Source organism: Streptomyces alboflavus, from assembly GCF_000716675.1.
Classification (GTDB): Bacteria; Actinomycetota; Actinomycetes; order Streptomycetales; family Streptomycetaceae; genus Streptomyces; species Streptomyces alboflavus.
This window is the reverse complement of sequence record NZ_JNXT01000102.1, coordinates 1-18,497: the sequence shown is the minus strand read 5'-3', so window position 1 is coordinate 18,497 and position 18,497 is coordinate 1. Positions and strand designations below refer to the sequence as shown.

Annotated in this window: 18 protein-coding genes; 10 read left to right on the top strand and 8 right to left on the bottom strand. The window is 73.7% G+C overall.

What is annotated here, in order from left to right; all coding sequences use genetic code 11:
* Window positions 1-81 precede the first annotated feature (81 nt).
* Window positions 82-1,467 (bottom strand): decaprenylphosphoryl-beta-D-ribose oxidase, encoded by a 1,386-nt coding sequence (gene dprE1, locus OO63_RS39715; RefSeq protein ID WP_051811707.1) that lies wholly within the window; start codon window positions 1,465-1,467, stop codon window positions 82-84.
* A gap of 170 nt (window positions 1,468-1,637) precedes the next feature.
* Here dprE1 and OO63_RS39710 point away from each other — a divergent pair, with 170 nt between their 5' ends.
* Genes OO63_RS39710 through OO63_RS39695 form a run of 4 tightly spaced genes read left to right on the top strand, consistent with a single transcriptional unit; the run spans window position 1,638 to window position 4,600 of the window.
* The gene (locus OO63_RS39710; protein ID WP_234311435.1) at window positions 1,638-2,174 is read left to right on the top strand and encodes a phosphatase PAP2 family protein; all 537 of its coding nucleotides are present in this window, start codon (window positions 1,638-1,640) and stop codon (window positions 2,172-2,174) included.
* On the top strand, window positions 2,167-3,153 hold the full coding sequence (locus OO63_RS39705) for a decaprenyl-phosphate phosphoribosyltransferase (RefSeq protein WP_030363076.1): 987 nt from the start codon (window positions 2,167-2,169) through the stop codon (window positions 3,151-3,153). The genes OO63_RS39710 and OO63_RS39705 overlap by 8 nt, the downstream gene beginning before the upstream one ends.
* 41 nt (window positions 3,154-3,194) lie before the next feature.
* A complete protein-coding gene (locus OO63_RS39700) occupies window positions 3,195-3,674 on the top strand; it encodes a GtrA family protein (RefSeq protein WP_030363075.1) in 480 nt (159 codons plus the stop codon).
* Complete coding sequence (locus tag OO63_RS39695) at window positions 3,662-4,600, top strand: YihY/virulence factor BrkB family protein (RefSeq protein ID WP_030363074.1); 939 nt, start codon at window positions 3,662-3,664, stop codon at window positions 4,598-4,600. Before OO63_RS39700 ends, OO63_RS39695 begins: the two co-directional genes overlap by 13 nt.
* On the opposite strand, the gene OO63_RS39690 is transcribed toward OO63_RS39695, so the two are convergent.
* Window positions 4,551-5,816, bottom strand: coding sequence for a D-alanyl-D-alanine carboxypeptidase family protein (locus tag OO63_RS39690; RefSeq protein ID WP_030363073.1), 1,266 nt, complete (start codon window positions 5,814-5,816; stop codon window positions 4,551-4,553). The two genes, OO63_RS39695 and OO63_RS39690, sit on opposite strands and share 50 nt — an antisense overlap.
* Window positions 5,817-5,946: 130 nt before the next feature.
* Here OO63_RS39690 and OO63_RS47280 point away from each other — a divergent pair, with 130 nt between their 5' ends.
* Entirely contained in the window at window positions 5,947-6,189 is a 243-nt protein-coding gene (locus tag OO63_RS47280) for an SCO4848 family membrane protein (RefSeq protein WP_030363072.1), read from the top strand.
* Window positions 6,190-6,191: 2 nt separating this feature from the next.
* A complete protein-coding gene (locus tag OO63_RS39680; protein WP_030363071.1) occupies window positions 6,192-7,574 on the top strand; it encodes a metallophosphoesterase in 1,383 nt (460 codons plus the stop codon).
* Here the strand turns inward: OO63_RS39680 and OO63_RS39675 are convergent.
* Both OO63_RS39675 and OO63_RS39670 read right to left on the bottom strand, forming a co-directional pair.
* Window positions 7,540-9,045, bottom strand: a complete 1,506-nt coding sequence (locus OO63_RS39675; RefSeq protein WP_234311434.1) for a sensor histidine kinase — start codon at window positions 9,043-9,045, stop codon at window positions 7,540-7,542. The two genes, OO63_RS39680 and OO63_RS39675, sit on opposite strands and share 35 nt — an antisense overlap.
* 65 nt (window positions 9,046-9,110) lie before the next feature.
* Window positions 9,111-9,860, bottom strand: coding sequence for a response regulator transcription factor (locus OO63_RS39670; RefSeq protein ID WP_234311433.1), 750 nt, complete (start codon window positions 9,858-9,860; stop codon window positions 9,111-9,113).
* A 211-nt stretch (window positions 9,861-10,071) separates the two neighbouring features.
* Here OO63_RS39670 and OO63_RS39665 point away from each other — a divergent pair, with 211 nt between their 5' ends.
* A complete protein-coding gene (locus OO63_RS39665; RefSeq protein ID WP_078619654.1) occupies window positions 10,072-12,960 on the top strand; it encodes an MMPL family transporter in 2,889 nt (962 codons plus the stop codon).
* 69 nt (window positions 12,961-13,029) lie between these two features.
* Here OO63_RS39665 and OO63_RS39660 read toward each other — a convergent pair whose 3' ends face one another.
* Together OO63_RS39660 and OO63_RS39655 are read right to left on the bottom strand one after the other, a co-directional pair.
* Window positions 13,030-13,881, bottom strand: coding sequence for an RNA polymerase sigma factor (locus OO63_RS39660; protein WP_428835938.1), 852 nt, complete (start codon window positions 13,879-13,881; stop codon window positions 13,030-13,032).
* Window positions 13,882-13,960: 79 nt separating this feature from the next.
* Window positions 13,961-14,377, bottom strand: coding sequence for a hypothetical protein (locus OO63_RS39655; protein WP_051811702.1), 417 nt, complete (start codon window positions 14,375-14,377; stop codon window positions 13,961-13,963).
* Between the two features lie 357 nt (window positions 14,378-14,734).
* Here OO63_RS39655 and OO63_RS47275 point away from each other — a divergent pair, with 357 nt between their 5' ends.
* The gene (locus tag OO63_RS47275; RefSeq protein WP_234311432.1) at window positions 14,735-15,271 is read left to right on the top strand and encodes a hypothetical protein; all 537 of its coding nucleotides are present in this window, start codon (window positions 14,735-14,737) and stop codon (window positions 15,269-15,271) included.
* Between the two features lie 6 nt (window positions 15,272-15,277).
* Here OO63_RS47275 and OO63_RS39645 read toward each other — a convergent pair whose 3' ends face one another.
* Complete coding sequence (locus OO63_RS39645; protein ID WP_078619653.1) at window positions 15,278-16,663, bottom strand: MFS transporter; 1,386 nt, start codon at window positions 16,661-16,663, stop codon at window positions 15,278-15,280.
* Window positions 16,664-16,733: 70 nt separating this feature from the next.
* Here OO63_RS39645 and OO63_RS39640 point away from each other — a divergent pair, with 70 nt between their 5' ends.
* Window positions 16,734-17,312, top strand: a complete 579-nt coding sequence (locus OO63_RS39640; RefSeq protein WP_078619652.1) for a MarR family winged helix-turn-helix transcriptional regulator — start codon at window positions 16,734-16,736, stop codon at window positions 17,310-17,312.
* Here OO63_RS39640 and OO63_RS39635 read toward each other — a convergent pair.
* Window positions 17,309-17,734: a VOC family protein gene (locus OO63_RS39635; RefSeq protein ID WP_030363062.1), complete on the bottom strand. Its 426-nt coding sequence runs from the start codon at window positions 17,732-17,734 to the stop codon at window positions 17,309-17,311. The two genes, OO63_RS39640 and OO63_RS39635, sit on opposite strands and share 4 nt — an antisense overlap.
* Window positions 17,735-17,853: 119 nt before the next feature.
* On the opposite strand from OO63_RS39635, the gene OO63_RS39630 reads away from it, so the two are divergent.
* Window positions 17,854-18,192, top strand: coding sequence for a cupin domain-containing protein (locus tag OO63_RS39630; protein WP_030363061.1), 339 nt, complete (start codon window positions 17,854-17,856; stop codon window positions 18,190-18,192).
* Window positions 18,193-18,497: the final 305 nt, after the last annotated feature.

Here is an 18,497-nt window from a genome sequence, read left to right as displayed (position 1 = left end):
GTGCCGGGCTGTTGGTCAGGTGGTGCAAGTTTGGGCGGGTGGGTGGGAAACCGGGGGTCTGGGGGCGGAGCCCCCAGGGGGTCACAAGGTCAGGCGGCGGGAGAGGTCCGAGCGGAAGAGGGACGTGGGGTCGAGGGACTGGCGGAGGGTGCGGAAGTCGGGGAGGCGGGGGTACATCGCGGCGAGGGTGTCGGGGCGGAGGCGGGAGTCCTTGGCGAGGTAGATGCGGCCGCCCGCCGTGGCCACCTCGGTGTCGAGCTCGTCCAGGAGGGCCGCGAGGCCAGGCAGGTTCGCGGGGATGTCCAGGGCCAGGGTCCAGCCGGGCATGGGGAAGGAGAGCCAGCCCGGACCGGCGTCGCCGAAGCGCTTGAGGACGGCGAGGAAGGACGGGCACCGGTGAGCGGAGATCCGGTGGACGATGCGGCGCAGGGCCTCCTCGGCGCCGTAGCCGACGACGAACTGGTACTGGATGAAGCCGCCGGGGCCGTAGACCCGGTTCCAGTGGGGGACGCCGTCCAGCGGGTGGAAGAAGGCGGAGAGCTTCTGGAGCTGCCCGTGGCGGGCGCGGGGAGCCTTGCGGTACCAGAGCTCGTTGAAGAGGCCCACGGAGCGTCGGCCGAGGAGCCCTTCGGGGACGAAGCGGGGGGCGGCGGGGAGCTGCCGGGGGCGGAAGGCGAGGGGGGCGGTGCGGGCGCGGGCGGGGAGGGCGTCGAGGGGGGCGTGGTCGCCGCGGGTGAGGACCGCGCGGCCGGTCGCGGCGCCCCGGGCGAGCAGGTCGATCCAGGCGACGGAGTAGCGGTAGCGGTGGTCCGTGGCGGTGAGGCGGGCCATCAAGTCGTCGAGGTCGGCGGCGCGTTCGGTGTCGACGGCCATCAGGGACGTCTCGACGGGGTGGAGCCGGAGGGTCGCGGACAGGATGACGCCGGTCAGGCCCATGCCGCCGGCCGTCGCGTCGAAGAGGGGAGTGCCCGGCTCGACGGTGCGTACCGTGCCGTCGGCCGTGAGGAGTTCGAGGGAGCGGACGTGGCGGGCGAAGGAGCCGGACACGTGGTGGTTCTTGCCGTGGATGTCGGCGCCGATCGCGCCGCCGACGGTGACGTAGCGGGTGCCGGGGGTCACCGGCACGAACCAGCCGAGCGGCAGCAGCACTTCCATCAGGCGGTGCAGCGAGACGCCCGCGTCGCACACGACCGTGCCCGCGTCCGCGTCGATGACGTGCACGCGGTCCAGGCCCGTCATGTCCAGGACCGCGCCGCCCGCGTTCTGCGCCGCGTCCCCGTACGCCCGCCCGAGCCCGCGCGCGATCCCGCCGCGCTCGGCACAGACGCGCAGCGCGGCCACGGCCTCCTCGTGCGTGCGGGGGCGCACCACGTGGGCGGCGGAGGGCGCGGTCCTGCCCCAGCCGGTGAGGGGGACGGGGGCGGGGACGGGGGCGGACGCGGGGGCTGAGGGCTGGGTGGCTGGCATGCCAGTGACCGTATCGCCCGATATCAGATGGGTTGCTCACCTTCCTCGGTCTCCTCACCGAAATGGGTGATTGAGGGAGTGTCATTAAAGATTGCCGTAGTTATTGAGGTTTTTAGTAGAAGAGTCGATATGTGATTAATGAGCGGATTGTGGAGGAGGAAGGGGGCGGGGTGCCGCGTGCCGTCGATCTCCGGCTGCTGCGTGCCGTCGATCTTCGACTGCTTGCCGCGCTGCGCGACTGCGGGCGCGACCCGCGCGTGGCCGCCGCCGCCCGGACCCTGTCGTGGAGCGGCGAGCACGGCGCGCTCTGGCTGGCCGCGGGCCTCGCGGGCGCGGCGCTCGACCGGGAGCGGCGCGCCGACTGGCTGCGCGGCGCCGCGCTCACCGCGGCGGCGCACCTGGCCAGCATGGGCGTGAAGCGGATCGTGCGGCGCCCGCGGCCCGGTCACGTCGAGCCGCTGGTGCGCACCGCGGGCCGCCACTCCTTCCCCAGTTCGCACGCCACGTCGGCCGTCGCGGCCGCCGTCGCGTACGGCGCGCTGCGCCCGGCAGGAGCCCGCGTCCTGCCGCCGCTCGCCGCCGCGATGTGTGTGTCCCGCATGGTCGTCGGCGTGCACTACCCGTCGGACGTCGCGGCGGGCGCCGCCCTCGGCGCGTTCGCCGCCCGCGCCGGCACGACCTGGAGGGGAGCCCGCACCCATGCCTGACCGCGCCGCCGTCCTCGACCACAAGCCCCCTCTCGGCCCCGGCCGCCCCGAGCCGGGCCCCGGCGCGCTCCCGCTGGGCCTCCTGAAGACCGCCCGGCCCCGCCAATGGGTCAAGAACGTCCTTGTCATCGCCGCCCCCGCGGCCGCGGGCGAGCTGTTCTCACGCCACGCCCTGACCCAAGTCGCCCTGGTCTTCGCCCTGTTCACGGCCGCCGCGGCCGCCGTCTACCTCATCAACGACGCCCGCGACGCCGACGCCGACCGCGCCCACCCCACCAAGTGCCGCCGCCCCGTGGCCGCCGGGCAGGTCCCGGTGCCCGTCGCGTACGCCGTCGGCGGGCTGCTCGCCGCCCTCGCGCCCGCCGCCGCGGCCGTCCTGTGCACCCCGCTCACGGCGGTCCTGCTCGGCGCGTACGTCGTGATGCAGTTCGCGTACTGCGTCAGCCTCAAGCACGTCCTCGTCGTCGACCTCGCCGTCGTCACCACCGGATTCCTGATGCGGGCGATGATCGGCGGTGTCGCCCTCGGCATCCCGCTGTCGCGCTGGTTCCTGATCACCACAGGCTTCGGCGCGCTGTTCATGGTGTCCGCCAAGCGCTACTCCGAGGCCGTGCAGATGGAGCGGGCCGCCGAGGCCGCGGCGGCGGCCGGGCGCACCCAACGGATCGGTGCGACGCGCGCGTTGCTCACCTCGTACACGACCGGCTATCTGCGGTTCGTCTGGCAGCTCGCGGCCGGGGTCGCCGTCCTCGCGTACTGCCTGTGGGCCATGGAGAGCGGCGGCATCGAGGGCACCGGGCTGCTGCCGTGGCGGCAGCTGTCGATGGTCGCCTTCATCCTCGCGATCCTGCGGTACGCCGTCTTCGCCGACCGGGGCACGGCCGGTGAGCCCGAGGACGTCGTCCTGCGCGACCGCGCGCTCGCCCTGATCGGTCTGGCGTGGCTCGCCATGTACGGGTTCGCGGTCGCGGACTGGTGAGGGCGGTCCAGGCGCGGCGGCGGGGCGGACGACCGCGTTCCGTGGTCGCCCGGCTGCGTGCCGCAGGGCCCGAGCTGGCCGCCTTCGCCGCCGTCGGCCTGTGCGCGTACGCCGCCGACCTCGGGCTCTTCCTCTGGCTGCGCGGACCCGTCGGCCTCGACCCGCTCACCGCCAAGGCCCTGTCGTTCGTGGCCGGATGCAGCGTGGCGTACACGGGCAACGCCTTCGGCACCTACCGGCAGGCGCCGGACGGCGTCTCGCGGCTGCGCCAGTACGGGATCTTCTTCGCCGTCAACATCGCGGGCGCCCTCGTCCAGCTCCTGTGCCTCGCGGTCTCCCACTACGGCCTCGGCCTCACCTCGCGGCGCGCCGACACGGTTTCCGGGGCGGGAATCGGGATGGCACTGGCCACTGTCCTGCGATTCTGGGGTACCCGGACCCTGGTGTTCCGTTACCGGGGCGCGGCGACAGCACACGTGAGACAGGCGAGACAGGTGGCGCGGACGACATGGACTGGCTGAAGAAGCTCCCCGGCATCGGTCCGCTCGTGGAGCGGCTCATGCGCACACACGCGTGGCACTCCTACGAACGTCTCGACCGCGTCCACTGGAGCAGGCTCGCGGCCGCGATGACGTTCATCAGCTTCATCGCGCTCTTCCCGCTGATCACGGTGGCCGCCGCGATCTCCGCCGCCGCGCTCAGCAAGAGCCAGGTGAAGCGCATCGAGGACAAGATCTCCGAGCAGGTGCCCGGGATCTCCGACCAGCTCGACCTGGACGCCCTGATCGCCAACGCGGGCACCGTCGGCCTCGTCGCGGGCGCGCTGCTGCTCTTCACCGGCGTGGGCTGGGTCGGCTCGATAAGGGAGTGCCTGCGCGCGGTCTGGGAGCTCGACGACACCGACGAGAACCCGGTGCTGCGGAAGGTCAAGGACCTCGGCGTGCTCGCGGGGCTCGGCGGTGTGGGCCTCGCCTCGCTGCTCGCCTCCGCCATCGCCTCGACGGCGGTCGGCTGGACGGCCGACCAGCTCGGCGTCGACCGGGACGGCGCCGGTGGCGTACTGCTTCAGGTCCTCGCGTTCGCCATCGCCGTCCTCGCGGACTTCCTGCTCCTGCTGTACGTCCTGACGCTGCTGCCCGGCGTGCAGCCGCCCCGGCGCGCGCTGATCGTCGCCGCGCTGATCGGCGCGGCCGGGTTCGAGCTTCTGAAGGTGCTGCTCGGCAGCTATATGAAGGGCGTCGCGGCGAAGAGCATGTACGGCGCGTTCGGCGTGCCCGTCGCCCTGCTCCTGTGGATCAACTTCACCGCGAAGCTGCTGCTCTTCTGCGCGGCGTGGACGGCGACGAGCTCCGCCAAGGCGGCGGAGCCCGCGGAGCCCTCGGAGCCCTCGGGGTCCGTCACGACCGGCGGCGACGCACCAGGTCGGGCAGCGGCCAGCGGCGGTTGAGCAGGAACAGACCGCCCGCGATCAGCACGAGCACACCGGCGGTGACGCCGAGCGCCACGCCCATGCCGCCGGACTTCCCTTCGGACTCCGCGGCGGCGTTCTTGGCGCTGTCGGCGCCGCCCGCCTCGCCCGGCGCGCCCTTGCCGGAGCCGGTGTTCGCGCCCTTGGGGGCGACCAGCTCGCCGACCGGCTCGACCTTGCCGCTGGCGGCGAAGCCCCAGTCGAGGAGCCGCTCCGTCTCCTTGTAGACGGCGTGCTCCTCGCCGGAGTCGGGGTTCATGACGGTGACGAGCAGCACCTTGCCGTCGCGCTCGGCGACGCCCGTGAACGTGTTGCCCGCGTTGGTCGTCGAGCCGTTCTTGACGCCCGCGATGCCCTTGTACGGGTCGAGGCCCATGGCGCCGGTCAGGAGCCGGTTGGTGTTCTGGATCTCGAAGGGCTCACGCTTCGTCTTGCCCTTGTTCTTGCCCTTCTTGATCTTCTCCGTCGCGCCGGGGAACTTCGCGGTGGCCGTCGAGCAGTACTCGCGGAAGTCCTTCTTCTGCAGACCGGAGCGGGCGAACAGGGTCAGGTCGTACGCGGACGACACCTGGCCCTTCTCGTCGTAGCCGTCGGGCGTGACGACGTTCGTGTCCAGGGCCTGCAGCTCCTCGGCGTGCGCCTGCATGTCCTTGACGGTCTGCCGGACGCCGCCGTTCATCGCCGACAGGACGTGCACCGCGTCGTTGCCGGAGCGCAGGAACACCCCGAGCCACAGGTCGTGGACGGAGTACGTCTCGTTCTCCTTGACGCCGACCATGCTGCTGCCCGCGCCGACGCCCTGGAGGTCCGTCAGCTCGACCTTGTGCTTCTGGTTCTTCGGGAACTTCGGCAGCACCGTGTCCGCGAACAACATCTTCAGGGTGGAGGCAGGGGCGAGCCGCCAGTGCGCGTTGTGCGCGGCGAGGACCTCGCCGGACTCGGCGTCCGACACCATCCAGGACCGGGCCGACAGCTTCTTCGGCAGCACCGGGGCGCCGCCCTTCAGGTCCACCTGCGTACCCGGCTTGCCGAGGCGGGCGCCGCCGACCGTCGACATCGAGGCGGGCGGTTTCGGCTTGCCCGTCTCATCGGCCCCACCGCCCGGTTTGTCGTCGGCGAACGCGGTGGTGGCGGTCGACAGGGACAGCAGCGTCGCCGTGGCGAGCAGCACGGCGGTCTTTTTCGAGACAGGCACGGACGGAAGCGTACGGGGCCGCTCCGGGGCCTTCGCCGCCGAGGTCGGCTCGGCCTCCGCCGCCGCGCCGACCGCTCCGGACGCCCCACCCCGAAGGCCACGCGTCAGGCCGGATCGTGATACTGAGCGTATGAAGCTCAGCCGCCCCGTCTCCTGGTTCCTGCTCGCCTTCGGCGTGTGGAGCTGGTTCATCTGGATCACTTTCGTCAAGAACCTGTGGAAGGACGGCAGCGGGCTCGCCTTCGACGACGCGGACAAGCCGACGGGGTACTTCTGGGTGCACCTGACGCTCGCCGTTGTCTCCTTTGCCTTGGGGACGGTGGTAGGGGCCATCGGGTTCCGTGGCGTGCGCGAACTGCGCCGAACGTCATAGCCATGGGTGTCCTCGTGGGGGTGCTCATCGGGGCAGGAGTGATCGCCGCTTTCGGCGGTCTCCTCTGGTACGTGTGGCGCCGCGTCGTGCGTGACACGACCCGCCCCGGCACGGCCTGGCGCCGAGCGGGCACGGTCCTCTTCTTCACGGGCCCGCTCCTGATGTTCACGGCCCTGGCGGCCGAGCGAGGCGGCGCCCCCTTCCTCCTCCAGCAGCTCCTGGCCTGGCCGGGCTTCCTGTGGATGGCGTGGGCGCTGTATCTGCTGCTCGCGCTGGTGGTGGGGGAGGCGGTACGTCCGCTGCTGAGCCGCTGGCTGGAGGGACGGGCGAATTCATCCCGCCCGACGCCGGAGACCGAGGCCGATCCAGCCCGCGCGGCGCCGATGACCGAGGCCGATCCAGCCCGCGCGGCGCCGACGACCGAGGCCGATCCAGCCCGTCCGGCGTTTGAGGACGAGGCCCGAAGGGCCGATGAAGCGGGGACAGGGGCGCAGCCCCATCAGCCCGAAAGGCAGCCCGAAGGGGCGAAGCCCCGAGGGGCGGAGGACCCCGGGTCCCACCTGACCCGGCGCCTGTTCGTGTCCCGCACAGCGGCAGGCACCGCCGCGGCCATCGCGACGGCGACGGTCGGCTACGGCACGTACAACGTCCTCAGGGGCCCGCGGATCAAGCGCGTAACCGTCCCCCTGGCCAAACTCCCCCGCGCCGCGCACGGCTACCGCATCGCGGTGGTGAGCGACATCCACCTGGGCCCCGTCCTGGGCGAGGGCTTCGCGCGCAAGGTCGTCGACACGGTCAACTCCACCCAGCCGGACCTGATCGCCGTGGTCGGCGACCTGGTGGACGGCGACGTGGCGGACCTCGCGGGCGCGGCCCGCCCGCTGGCGGACCTGCGGGCACGCCACGGCGCGTTCTTCGTCACCGGCAACCACGAGTACTTCTCGGGCGCCGAGCAGTGGGTCGACCACGTCCGTGAGCTCGGCCTGCGCCCCCTGGAGAACGCCCGCACCGAGCTGCCGTACTTCGACCTCGCCGGGGTCAACGACGTCCAGGGCGAGGGCGAGGGCGAAGGCCCCGACTTCGGCAAGGCGCTCGGCGACCGCGACCGCACCCGCACCTCCGTCCTCATGGCCCACCAGCCCGTCGTCATCCACGACGCCGTCAAGCACGGCGTGGACCTCCAGCTGTCCGGCCACACCCACGGCGGCCAGCTGTGGCCCAACAACTTCATCGCCGACCTCGCCAACCCGACGCTCGCGGGCCTGGAGCGCTACGGCGACACCCAGCTGTACGTGACGCGCGGCGCCGGAGCGTGGGGCCCGCCCGTGCGGGTGGGCGCCCCGTCCGACATCACGGTCGTGGAGCTGGCGTCGCCGAGGGCGTGAAAGGCTCCGGCCCGAAGGTCTCGGCGGGCGACCCGCCCGTGACCGCCGGACGGGGCGGTGCGGGCGTGCGGGGGAGCGTGACCAGGACGGTCAGGCCTTCGCCGGGCGCCGTGCGCACCGACACCTCGCCGCCGTGGGTGCCCACCACCCCCCGCACGATGGCCATGCCGAGCCCGCTGCCCGCGCCCCGGCCCGCCCGGAAGAAGCGGTCGAAGACCCGGGCCGCGTCCACCGCCGTGAGCCCCGGTCCCTCGTCGGCCACCGTCAGGCGGACCACGCCCTCGCACCGGTCCAGGGTGAGCCGCGCCGGGGTGTCGGGGGGCGTGTGCGTACGGACGTTGGCCAGCAGGTTCGCGAGGACCTTCCGCAGGCCCTGCTCGTCGGCCTGGACGAGGATCGCGCCGTCGGCGGACACCGTGAGCGGCCGGTCCGGCTCCTGCGCCCGCAGGTCGTCCGCCGCGTCCCGGACCAGGCGGCTCAGGTCGACCGAGCGGAAGCGCAGTTCGGGCTGCTGGTCCAGGCGGGCCAGGGTGAGCAGCTCCTCCACGAGGTGGTTCATGCGGTCGGTCTCGGCGTTGACGCGGTCCCAGGCGCGGGCGCGGTCCTCGGGGGTGCTCAGCATCCCCTTGTCGTACAGCTGGAGGTAGCCGCGGATCGCGGACAGCGGGGTGCGCAGCTCGTGCGAGGCGTCCGCGACGAACTGGCGCAGCTGGGCCTCGCTGCGCTCACGGGTCGCGAACGCCGACTCGACCTGCTGGAGCATGGAGTTCAGCGCGAGCCGCAGCTGTTCGGTCTCCATCACGGCGGCCCGGCTGGACGGCACCCGCCGCTTCAGGTCGCCGTCGGCGATCGCGGACGCCGTCTCCACCATGTCCTCAAGCGGGCGCAGCCGCTGGTGCGCGGAGACCATCGTGAGGACCGCGAGCAGCCCGAGCAGGAGCGCGCCGAAGGCGAGGTCGAGCTTGAGCGCCTTGCCGACGCCCGTCTGTACGTTCTCCGTCGACGACGCCATGAGCAGCACCGAGTTGTCCTTCAGGCGCACGCCGATCGCGCGGTAGGAGTCGCCGCCGAGCGTCAGGTTCTGCGGCGAGGTGTGGCGCGCGAACGCGTGCGGGTTGCCGACGGCCCGCGCCAGCTCGTACTGGCGGGCCGTCGGCGGCAGCGGGCCGACGTCGACCGGCTTGCCCGACGCGTTGACCGCGAGGAACGCCGACTCCGCGAGCGGCAGGCCGTCGGACTCGCTGGAGTCCGTCGACAGACGCTCAAGTGAGCTGAACGCGGTGGCGTCCTGGATCTGCGCGAGGGTGATGCCACTGTGGTGCAACGCCGAGCGGGACGCGGTCAGTTCGGCGTCGACGTTGTCGAGCAGGTAGTGCCGCATGCCCATCAGGCTCACGGCGGTCGCCGTCACGATGCCGAGGGCGAGCAGCGCCACGTTCACGAGCGTGAGCTTGGCGCGCAGCGAGCCCATGCCGAACCTCCGGCTCGGGACCCGGCCGGGGCGCGGGGCACGGCGCGGACCGGGGGTGCGGAGCCTCATGCCAGTCCGTACCCGACGCCGCGCCGCGTCGTGATGAGGGGCGGGCCCACCTGGTCGAGCTTGCGCCGCAGATAGCTGATGTAGGTCTCGACGACGGTCGACTCCGCCGCGTGCTCGATGTTCCACACATGGCGCAGCAGCTGTTCCTTGGGCACCACCCGGCCGCCGTTGCGGACCAGGAAGCGCAGCAGCGCGTACTCCGTCGGCGTCAGCTGCACCGAGCCGCCCTCGCGCCGCACCACGTACGTCGTCTCGTCCAGCTCCAGGTCGCCGTAGCGCAGCGGCGGCCGCTGCGGCAGCACGTCGTGCGGGCGCGCCCGGCGCAGCACCGCGCCGATGCGGGCCACGACCTCGTCGATGTTGAACGGCTTGGTGATGTAGTCGTCGCCGAAGCCGAGGGCGCCCACGACCTCCGCGGGCGCGTCCCGCGCGGTGAGGAACACCAGCGCCAACTCGGGCCGCCGCGCCCGCAGTTGCCGGCCGAGCGCCCGCCCGTCGCCGTCCGGCAGCATCACGTCGAGCAGCGCGCAGTCGGGGCGCGTGCGGTCCGCGGCGGCCAGGGCCTCGCGGACCGTGCCCGCGGTCATCACGTCGAAGTGGTGGTAGCGCAGGGCGATGGCGAGGACGTCGGCGATGGACGGCTCGTCCTCGACGACGAGGACCGTGGCGCGGCCCCGCGCGTCGGCGGGCCCGGCGGCCGACACGGCTGGGACGTCTGTTCCCCGGTGACCTTCGGCGTGGCTCATGTCCCCAGTATCCGCACGGCCGTTGTACGCAGGGCGAGGGCCGCCCTTTGGAGTTCCTTGAGAATCGCGGCCGTAACGCGCCGTTGGCCGACCGGACCCCTGATGCTGGGCGCCAAGGCCGGGACAACGGCGGAGAACCAAGGCCGGGACAACGGCGGAGAAAAGGCCGGGACAACGGCGGAGAACCGGACGGGGCGAAGGAGGGCGGGTCGTGGCGGCATGGGCGCGGTGGTGCTACCGGCACCGCCTTGTGGTCGTCGTGCTGTGGCTCGGCGCGCTGCTCGGCCTCGGCGCCGCGGGCTCCACCGCGGGCACCGCCTACACCCAGGTCCTCTCGCTGCCCGACACGGACTCCCAGCGCGCCCACGACCTGATGACGAAGGCGTTCCCGGAGCGCAGTGGCGACACCGACACGGTGGTGTGGAAGACCGACGCGGGCTCCTCGGTCCGCGACGCCGCCGTCCGCGACCGCGTCGAGCCCGCGCTCCGGCGCATCGCCGCCCTCGACGGCGTGGGCGGGGTCGCCAGTCCCTACGCCACCGGGCCGCGCGCCGCGGCCCAGGTCAGCGCGGACGGGCGGATCGCCTACGCGCAGGTCACGTTCGTCCGCCAGGCCGACGAGATCCCCGAGGAACAGATCGAGCGGGTCGTCGACACCGCCCATGCCGCGGCCCGCGAAGGACTCCAGGTCGAGGCGGGCGGCCAGGCCGTCGCCCGCACCCTGGAGCCGTCCGCGGGCACCCCCGAGGCCGTCGGCGTCGCGGCCGCCGCCGTCGTGCTCTTCCTCGCCCTCGGCTCGCTCTTCGCGATGCTCCTGCCGATCGTCACCGCCGTGTTCGCCGTCGGCACCGGCGTGCTCGCCACGATGCTGCTCAGCCACGTCACGGACGTGCCCGAAGTGGCGCCGCTGCTCGGCTCGTTGATCGGCCTCGGCGTCGGCATCGACTACGCCCTGTTCATCGTCACCCGGCACCGCAGGGGCATCCTGCGCGGCCTGGAGCCGCAGGAGTCGGCGGTGCAGGCCGTCAACACCTCCGGCCGCGCGGTGCTCTTCGCGGGCGGCACGGTGTGCGTCGCGCTCGCCGGGATGCTCGTGATGAACCTGCGCTTCCTGGACGGCGTGGTCATCGCCGCCTCCCTGACGGTGCTGCTCGGCGTCCTCGCCGCGGTGACGCTGCTCCCCGCACTGCTCGGCGTCCTCGGCGTCCGTGTGCTCAGCCGCCGCCAGCGCCGCGCCCTCGCCGCGTCCGGGCCCGAGCCCGAGGAGCCCGGCGGCCTCACCGCGCGCTGGTCCGCCTTCGTGCGGCGCCGCCCGCGCACCGTCGGCGTCCTCGCCCTCGCCGTCATGGTGGCCCTCGCCGTCCCGTTCCTCTCGCTGCGCCTCGGCGCCACCGACCAGGGCACTCACCAGGAGTCGACGACGACCCGGCAGGCGTACGACCTGCTCGCGGAGGGCTTCGGCCCCGGCTTCAACGGGCCCCTCCAGGTCGTCGTGGACCAGCGGGACCCCGGCGCCACCGCCGAGCTCGTCGAGCGCATCCGCGCCACCGAGGGCGTCGCCCGGGTGCGGCAGGACCCGCCCGCCCCGCCGGCCCCACCTTCACATGTCGCCGACACCACCGTCATCGAGGTCGTGCCGACCGGCTCGCCCCAGTCCGAGGAGACCGGCAGGCTCATCGACCGGCTGCGCGGCGACGTCCTGCCCGAGGCCGGGGCGGACGCCCATGTGGGCGGGGTGACCGCCGTGTCCAAGGACTTCGCGGCGGTGACGGCCGACCGGCTCCCGTACTTCGTGGGCGCCGTCGTCGTCCTCGGCTTCCTGCTGCTCCTGCTCGCCTTCCGCTCCCTCGTGGTGCCGCTCACGGCGGCCCTGATGAACCTGATCGCGACGGCCGCCTCGTTCGGGGTGCTTGTCGCGGTGTTCCAGTGGGGCTGGGGCGGCGAGCTGCTCGGCCTCGGCGAGGCGGGGCCCCTCACGGCCCTCCTGCCCGTCGTCATGCTGGCGCTGCTCTTCGGCCTGTCGACGGACTACCAGGTGTTCCTGGTGAGCCGCATGCACGAGGAGTGGGCGCACACCCACGACAACGCCCGCGCGGTCCGCGTCGGCCTCGCCGAGACCGGCCGTGTCATCAACTGCGCGGCGCTCACTGTGATCTGCGTGTGCGCGGTGTTCACTGCGTTCTCCGCGTTCCCTGGGCGCCCTGCGTTCGTGCTCAGCGGCGACACGGAGGGCGCGATGGCCGGCATCGGCCTGGCCGCGGCCGTCGCCCTCGACGCCTTCGTCCTGCGGACGGCCCTCGTGCCCGCCGCGATGCACCTCATCGGCCGCGCCAACTGGTGGCTCCCGGCCCGGCTCGACCGCCGCCTGCCGCACCTGGCCGTCGAGCCGAAGGAGGCGGAGCCGCCCGCCCCGGAGGACCTGGAGGTCCTGGTGGCGGCGGCCCTCGGCACCCCGCGCCCGCCGGTCTCCCCGGCCTCCCCCGGCCCGCGGGGCCCGGCGGGCGCGGGTGGATCACACGGTGTGAACCCGTACGGGGCAGCGCACGCCTACGAGGCGAGGAACGGCGCCCGCGACCTCTCCGGGGAGGCGGCCAAGCCGCTGCCCCCGTACGACGGCCAGGGGCCCGCGACCCCGTACGGCCCCTACCGACCCGGGCGCCGGACTGCCCCCGGCGCCCGCCCATCCGGTGTCCCCGGCCCGCGCGCACCCGGAATCCCCGGGTACCGCCGCGCGGCCCGAGGACCAGGCGCACCCAGGGAGGACGACGCACCCATGGCAGGCGACACGCCCATGGAAAGTGCCGCACCCGGCCCGTACGGACCCGTCGTGCACGGGTTCATCATCACGCCGGACGGCGACCCCATCCACAGCGTGACCCTCACGCTGCTGTCCAAGGGCGGCAGCCAACTGGACCGGGTGTCGTCCCTGGCCGACGGCTCCTACATCCTCGTGGCCCCCGCCCCGGGCGTGTACCTGCTCGCGGCGGCGGCCCCCGGATACGCCTCGAAGGCCCGCCACATCATGCTCGGCGACGGGCCGTTGACGTACGACCTGGAGCTGGTGGAGGCGGTGGGCGGCGGAGTGAACGCCGTGACCTGACCCGGACCGACCAGGACCGGACCCGACCTGGACTCGGCCGGTGGGCGGTGCTGCACCCTCCCACCGGCCTCACCGCCGGGACACCCGCCCGCCGACGACCCGAGCCCACGGGGCGGCGAGCGGGAGGACCGGCACAGCGGTGGCCGCCCACCCGTGGGGGCGGCCACCGCTGCTCACTCCGTGCGGCCCGCGAGGACAGTGCCCCCTTCCGGGATCCGGCCCGCCGCCCGACGAACCCCGCCCGGAGCCACCTCGCCGTCCCCGCCGCACCTCACCCGTCAACTGCGCCCGCAGCCGCCGCAGTCCGCGGTGCAGCGCCATCCGGACGGCGCCGGGCCGCTTGCCGAGGACCTGGGCCGCGCTCGGCCCGTCCATGCCCATCACCACGCCGAGGTAGACGGCCCGGCCCTGGTCCGGCGGCAGCCCGGCGACCAGGCCGAGGGCGTCGTCGGTCGACAGCGCCTCCAGGACCTCGTCCGCGGTGTCGCGGGCGGCGGGCACGTCGAGCGCGTCGCCGTCGGTGAGGCTGAGGCGGGGGCGGCTGAGGCGGCGGCGGACGTGGTCGCGGGCGCGGTTGCGGGCGATGACGGCCGCCCAGCGCCGGAAGTCGCCGCCGTCGCCGGTGAACCGGTGCAGATCACGGGCGATCTGCAGCCACGCCTCGGACGCCACGTCCTCCGACTCGTCCCCGACGATCCCGCGCACATACCCGAGCAGGCCCGGGTGCACCCACTGGTACACCGCCGCGAACGCGGCCTCGTCCCCCTCCTTGGCGGCGGCGAGGGCGCGCGTCAGCGCCGCGTCACCGATCCTCGTACGCCCCTCGGAACCCGCCGACTTACGGCCCTGTCGGCCCGCGCCCTCGGCCCCTCTGTCCTCAGGCTGCCGGTCCTCACGCTGTTGGTCCCCACCCGCGCCCACGCGCTCCTCTTAACCCCCGCTGACACTGCGCACCGTGCCCGTGCCCCCATGGCCCTGAGGCCCCCGCGTCCTCGGTCCGCTACCGCCGCGCGGGTTCCGGCTCCGCATCGGGCGCCGGGGCGGTGCGCCGGCCCGGCAGCGTCAGATAGAAGGTCTGGAGGGACTCCGCGGCCCCCGCCTCGTAGCGGTTGACGACCTTCCCCAGCGGGCTCCACACCCGCCCGTCCGGCATCCGTACGCCGACGGTCTGCGCGAAGAACTCCCGCTGGCTCGCGTCGAAGTCGATCCAGGCGGCCCCCGCCCGGCGCACGAGGACCTCACCGACGTACGCTCCGAACCCGAACAGCGTCCTCGCGACCTCCGCGCGCTCGCGCCCGTCCTTGCGCAGTCCGTCCAGGACGAAGTCCACCACGCGCAGGCTCCGCACGGAGAAGTCCAAGGGCAATCGATTGCGCTCCGTCACATGCGCGACGAAGCTGCGCGTGTACCCGCGCATCTCGTCCGCTCGCGGCTGTCTCTTCCCCTCACCGGCCACTCTTCCCCACCCCTCTGGTTCCGCCCCTGTGTGTGCGAGAGCACCGAACGCACTCTCCGCTTAACAAGCGCAACCAGGATCCCAGGCGTCACGGGTGCCGCCGGTGTCCCTTCTCACACGCTCAACAGGCCCTGCCGGTACAACCTTTCGCCCTGATCGTCCGTCCGCGAACCGTCGGTTCGTGGCCGGTGCCCGCCCCCGATATGCCCGGTATCCGCCGGGCGTGGTGACTCCCCTCCGGCCTGCTGTATAACCGCCGCGCTCGCCGGACTTCGTGCCGGTCGTGGACATGTGGTGGACAGGGGAGGGGGCTCGCGGGTGGGGAATCACGAGCTGTCGGAGTACGCGCTGCCGGAGCGCGAGTTGTCGGAGCCCGTCGTCGAACTGACCGAGGAGGAGAAGGCGGTGCTGGTGGGAGAGGTCCCCGACCGCCGCGTCGTGACCGTCGGCGCCGTGCTGCTCGTGATCTGCGCGGCCTTCGTCGTACGGGGAGCGTTCGGGGACGGAAACGGTGCAGGCACCGGCGACGAACCCCGCCCGGAGGACATCGCGCGGGACCGTCCGCCGGTCGCCGCCGTCACCTACGAGATCACCGGGAGGGGGAGCGCCGACATCTCCTACCTCGCGCGGAACGAGGGCGGTCGCGGCGGACGGCCCGCCGTCGAGGCGGACGTCCGACTGCCGTGGCGCAAGACGGTGTTCGTACCGGCGGGGGAGCGCCCGGTGGTGAGCGTCCGCCTGGACGAGGGCGGTGGGGAGGCACGCTGCGCCCTCGCGGTGGGCGGGAAGCACCGGCACCGGGACGTGACGGCGGGGGCGTTCGGGCGGGCCACTTGCAGCGTGCGGGTGGGGTGAGGGGTCCTAGGGGCGAGGTGCGGTCTCCAGGGGTGCCGCGTCGGGGCCGGTGTGGGGGTCGGCTTCGCTCGGGCCGTCGGCTTTCGAGTCGCTCGGGCCGTCGCACGCCGTGGCCCCGGTGGGAGTGACGGACGGCTGCCGGAAGTCGCGTACGCCCGGCACCGCCGCCGTGCCCGCGCACACCACGCCCACCGCCAGGGCCGCCGCGTACAGCGGGACGGCCGGGCCCCACGCGTCGGCCGCCAGCGGGCCGAGGACGTAGCCGAGCGGCATCGCCGCCATCGAGAGCAGCCAGTCGTACGAGGTGACGCGGGCGAGCACACCGGACGGTATCGCCGACTGCACGGACGTCTCCCACACGGGGGAGAGGAAGCCGAGCCCGGCCTGTGCGACGCCGTACGCGGCGATGACGGCGGGGGCGGGGGCCGCGGCGGCCAGCAGGACCAGGGGGAGCGCGTACGTCGCGAGGCCCAGGTTGGCCGTCAGGATCGGGCGGCGCGGGTGGGCGCGGCCCGCGAGCAGGGAGCCGAGCAGCAGGCCGACCGCGCCCGTCTGCAGCATCGCCACCCATACGCCCTCGCCGCCCAACTCCTGTACCGCCAGGACCGGTCCGAGCGTCATCAGGACGGCGGCCGCGCCGTTCCAGGCGGCGTGCGCGAGCAGGCTCGTCCAGTACCAGTCGCGGGACCGCACCTCGTGCCAGCCCTCCACGAGGTCCTCGCGCAGGGAGCGCCGGTCCCCGCTCCGGCCGGGTTCCGCCCGCCGCGGCGGTACCCGCACCGCCGACAGCAGGCAGGCGCTCGCCGCGAAGCACAGCCCTTGCAGCAGGAACGCCAGGCCCGGCCCCGCCACCAGGACCAGCGCCCCGGCCAGCGCGGGCCCGCCGACCCGGGTGCCGCTCCTGACCACGCCGAGCGCGGAGTTGGCCGCGTGCCGGTCCTCGCCGTCGACCATGGCGGTGACCAGCGTCGGCAGCGTGGGCAGGGCGAAGGCCGTGGCGGCGCCGCTCACCGCCTCGGCGGCGGCCATGTGCCACAACTCGGGGCTGCCGGAGAGGAGTTGGACGCCCACGAAGGCCTGGGTGGCGCAGCGTACGAGGTCCGTGGTGAGCGCGATCTTCCGCGCGTCGAAGCGGTCGCCGAGGACGCCGCCGAGCGGAAGCAGCAACAGGCGCGTGCCCATCGCGCAGCCGAGCACGAGGGCCAGCGCGGACGCGGAGCCGGTGACCCGCAGGACGGCCAGGGCGAGGGCCGCGGGGATGACGGCGTCGCCGATGAGAGAGAGGGAGCGGCCGGTGAAGAAGAGGCGGAAGGGGCGGTTGTGGCGGAGCAGATGGGAGGCGCGGGGCGGGCGCGGCAAGGCGCCCTTGGCGGAGTCGGTCCCGGGTGACATGCTGCCGGACTTTATTTCGACGCCGAACTATTCGTCAACGAATTATCTGAAGCCGAAGTAATCTGTGGGCATGACGCTCGACGAGACGAAGTCGCCCGACGGCTCCCGCGCCCGGGACGGGGGTCCGGGCGGGGCTCCGGACGGGCCCCGGGACTGGACCGACGGGCATGTGGCCCAGTGGCTGCCCGTACTGCCCGACCTGAATCCCGACATCGAGGGTGCCGTCACGCGGATCAAGCGGCTCACCGTCCACCTGCGCCGGGTGCGCGAACAGTCCCTGGTGGACTTCGACCTGGAGCGCCACGAGTTCGACACCCTGCACAAGCTGTCGGGTCGCGGCGGCCGGGCCACCCCCTCCGAACTGGCCGCCGACCTCGACCTCGCCCCGGCCTCGGTCACCGGCCGGCTCGACGGCCTGGAGCGGCGCGGCCTGCTGCGCCGCACACCGTCCAAGAAGGACCGCCGCCGCGTGGACGTGGAGCTGACCGAGTCCGGCAGGGCGGTGTGGCTGGGCGCGATGGACGTACTGGGCGACGAGGAGTACCGGCTGCTCGGGGTGCTGTCGGCGAAGGAGCGGGCGCAGCTGTCGGACATGCTGCGCCGGATCATGGTGGTGGCGGAGGGCGGCGACGCGGGCGGCCGGAACTAACTCCGGGCCAGCTCGGGCCTCTTGGAGTAGTCCGTGAAGCCGACGACGTTCCCCCACGGGTCGGCGATCTCCACCGTCCAGCCGGTCGCCGTCGAGAACGGCTCGGTGAGGGCCGGGACTCCGGCCTCGCCGAGGGCGCGGGCCTTGGCGCGGGCGTCCCCCACCTCCAGCCAGAGGCGCGAGGCGGGCCACGAGGGCGGCCGGCGCCCGATGCCGTCCTCGACGCGCAGCAGCACGCCGGGGGTCTCGGCGCCCGCCTTCAGGATGGCGAGCCCGGCCTCGTCGAGGCGGTGCGCGACCGGGAACCCGGCGCGCTCGTAGAAGCCGACGGCCTCGTCCAGGTCGCCGACCGGGAACAGCGCGTTGTCGATGCCGAGCAGGTCGGTGCCGGGGGCGCCGGGGGACGGCTGATTGTCTGACATAACGTCAGAATACTGGTCGGGTAGGGCGTTGCCGCCGTGTCTATGCCGTACGGCGCGTTCCCCGCCGGGAACTCTGGTACGCGACTCGACCGTCCCGCCCACGTACGGAGGACCCCGCGATGCCCGACCCCCAGGACCTCACCGCCCTGGCCGAGGAGCACCTGAACGAGGCCCGCACCGCCGCGCACGGCCGCAGCGCGCGCATGATCGTGCACGACGGCGCGCTGCGCCAGAGCGTGATCGCGCTGGCCGCGGGCTCCGCGCTCGACGAGCACGGCACTCCGCCCGCGGCGAGCCTCCAGGCTCTGCGGGGGAAGGTGCGGCTCACCAGCGTGTCCGGCGACACCGACATCGTCCTCGCCGCCGGGCAGCTGTGCGCGGTGCCGCAGGAGCGGCATGGGTTGCTGGGCCTGGAGGACTCGGTGGTTCTGCTGACGGTGGTGACGGCGACGGGCTGAGGGGCCTCGCGGGGCGCCCCAGTCCCGCCCCTTCTCCGAAACCGGGGGCTGCCGCCCCCTGGACCCCCTTGATCGGCGCTTCGCGCCTCGTCCTCAAACGCCGGACGGGCTGGAACTTACCGGCACATTTTCTAGCCCCTCCGGCGTTTGAGGAGCGGGGTCTGGGGCGGAGCCCCAGGATCGGGAAGGGGTGGGACTGGGGCGCCCCCGCGAGGCCCCCCGGCCCGCGCCCAGGCGAACCCCACCCACACCACCCCCCACCCCGCCACAGCCACCCACAACAGCACCCGCCCAAGGGTCCGCAG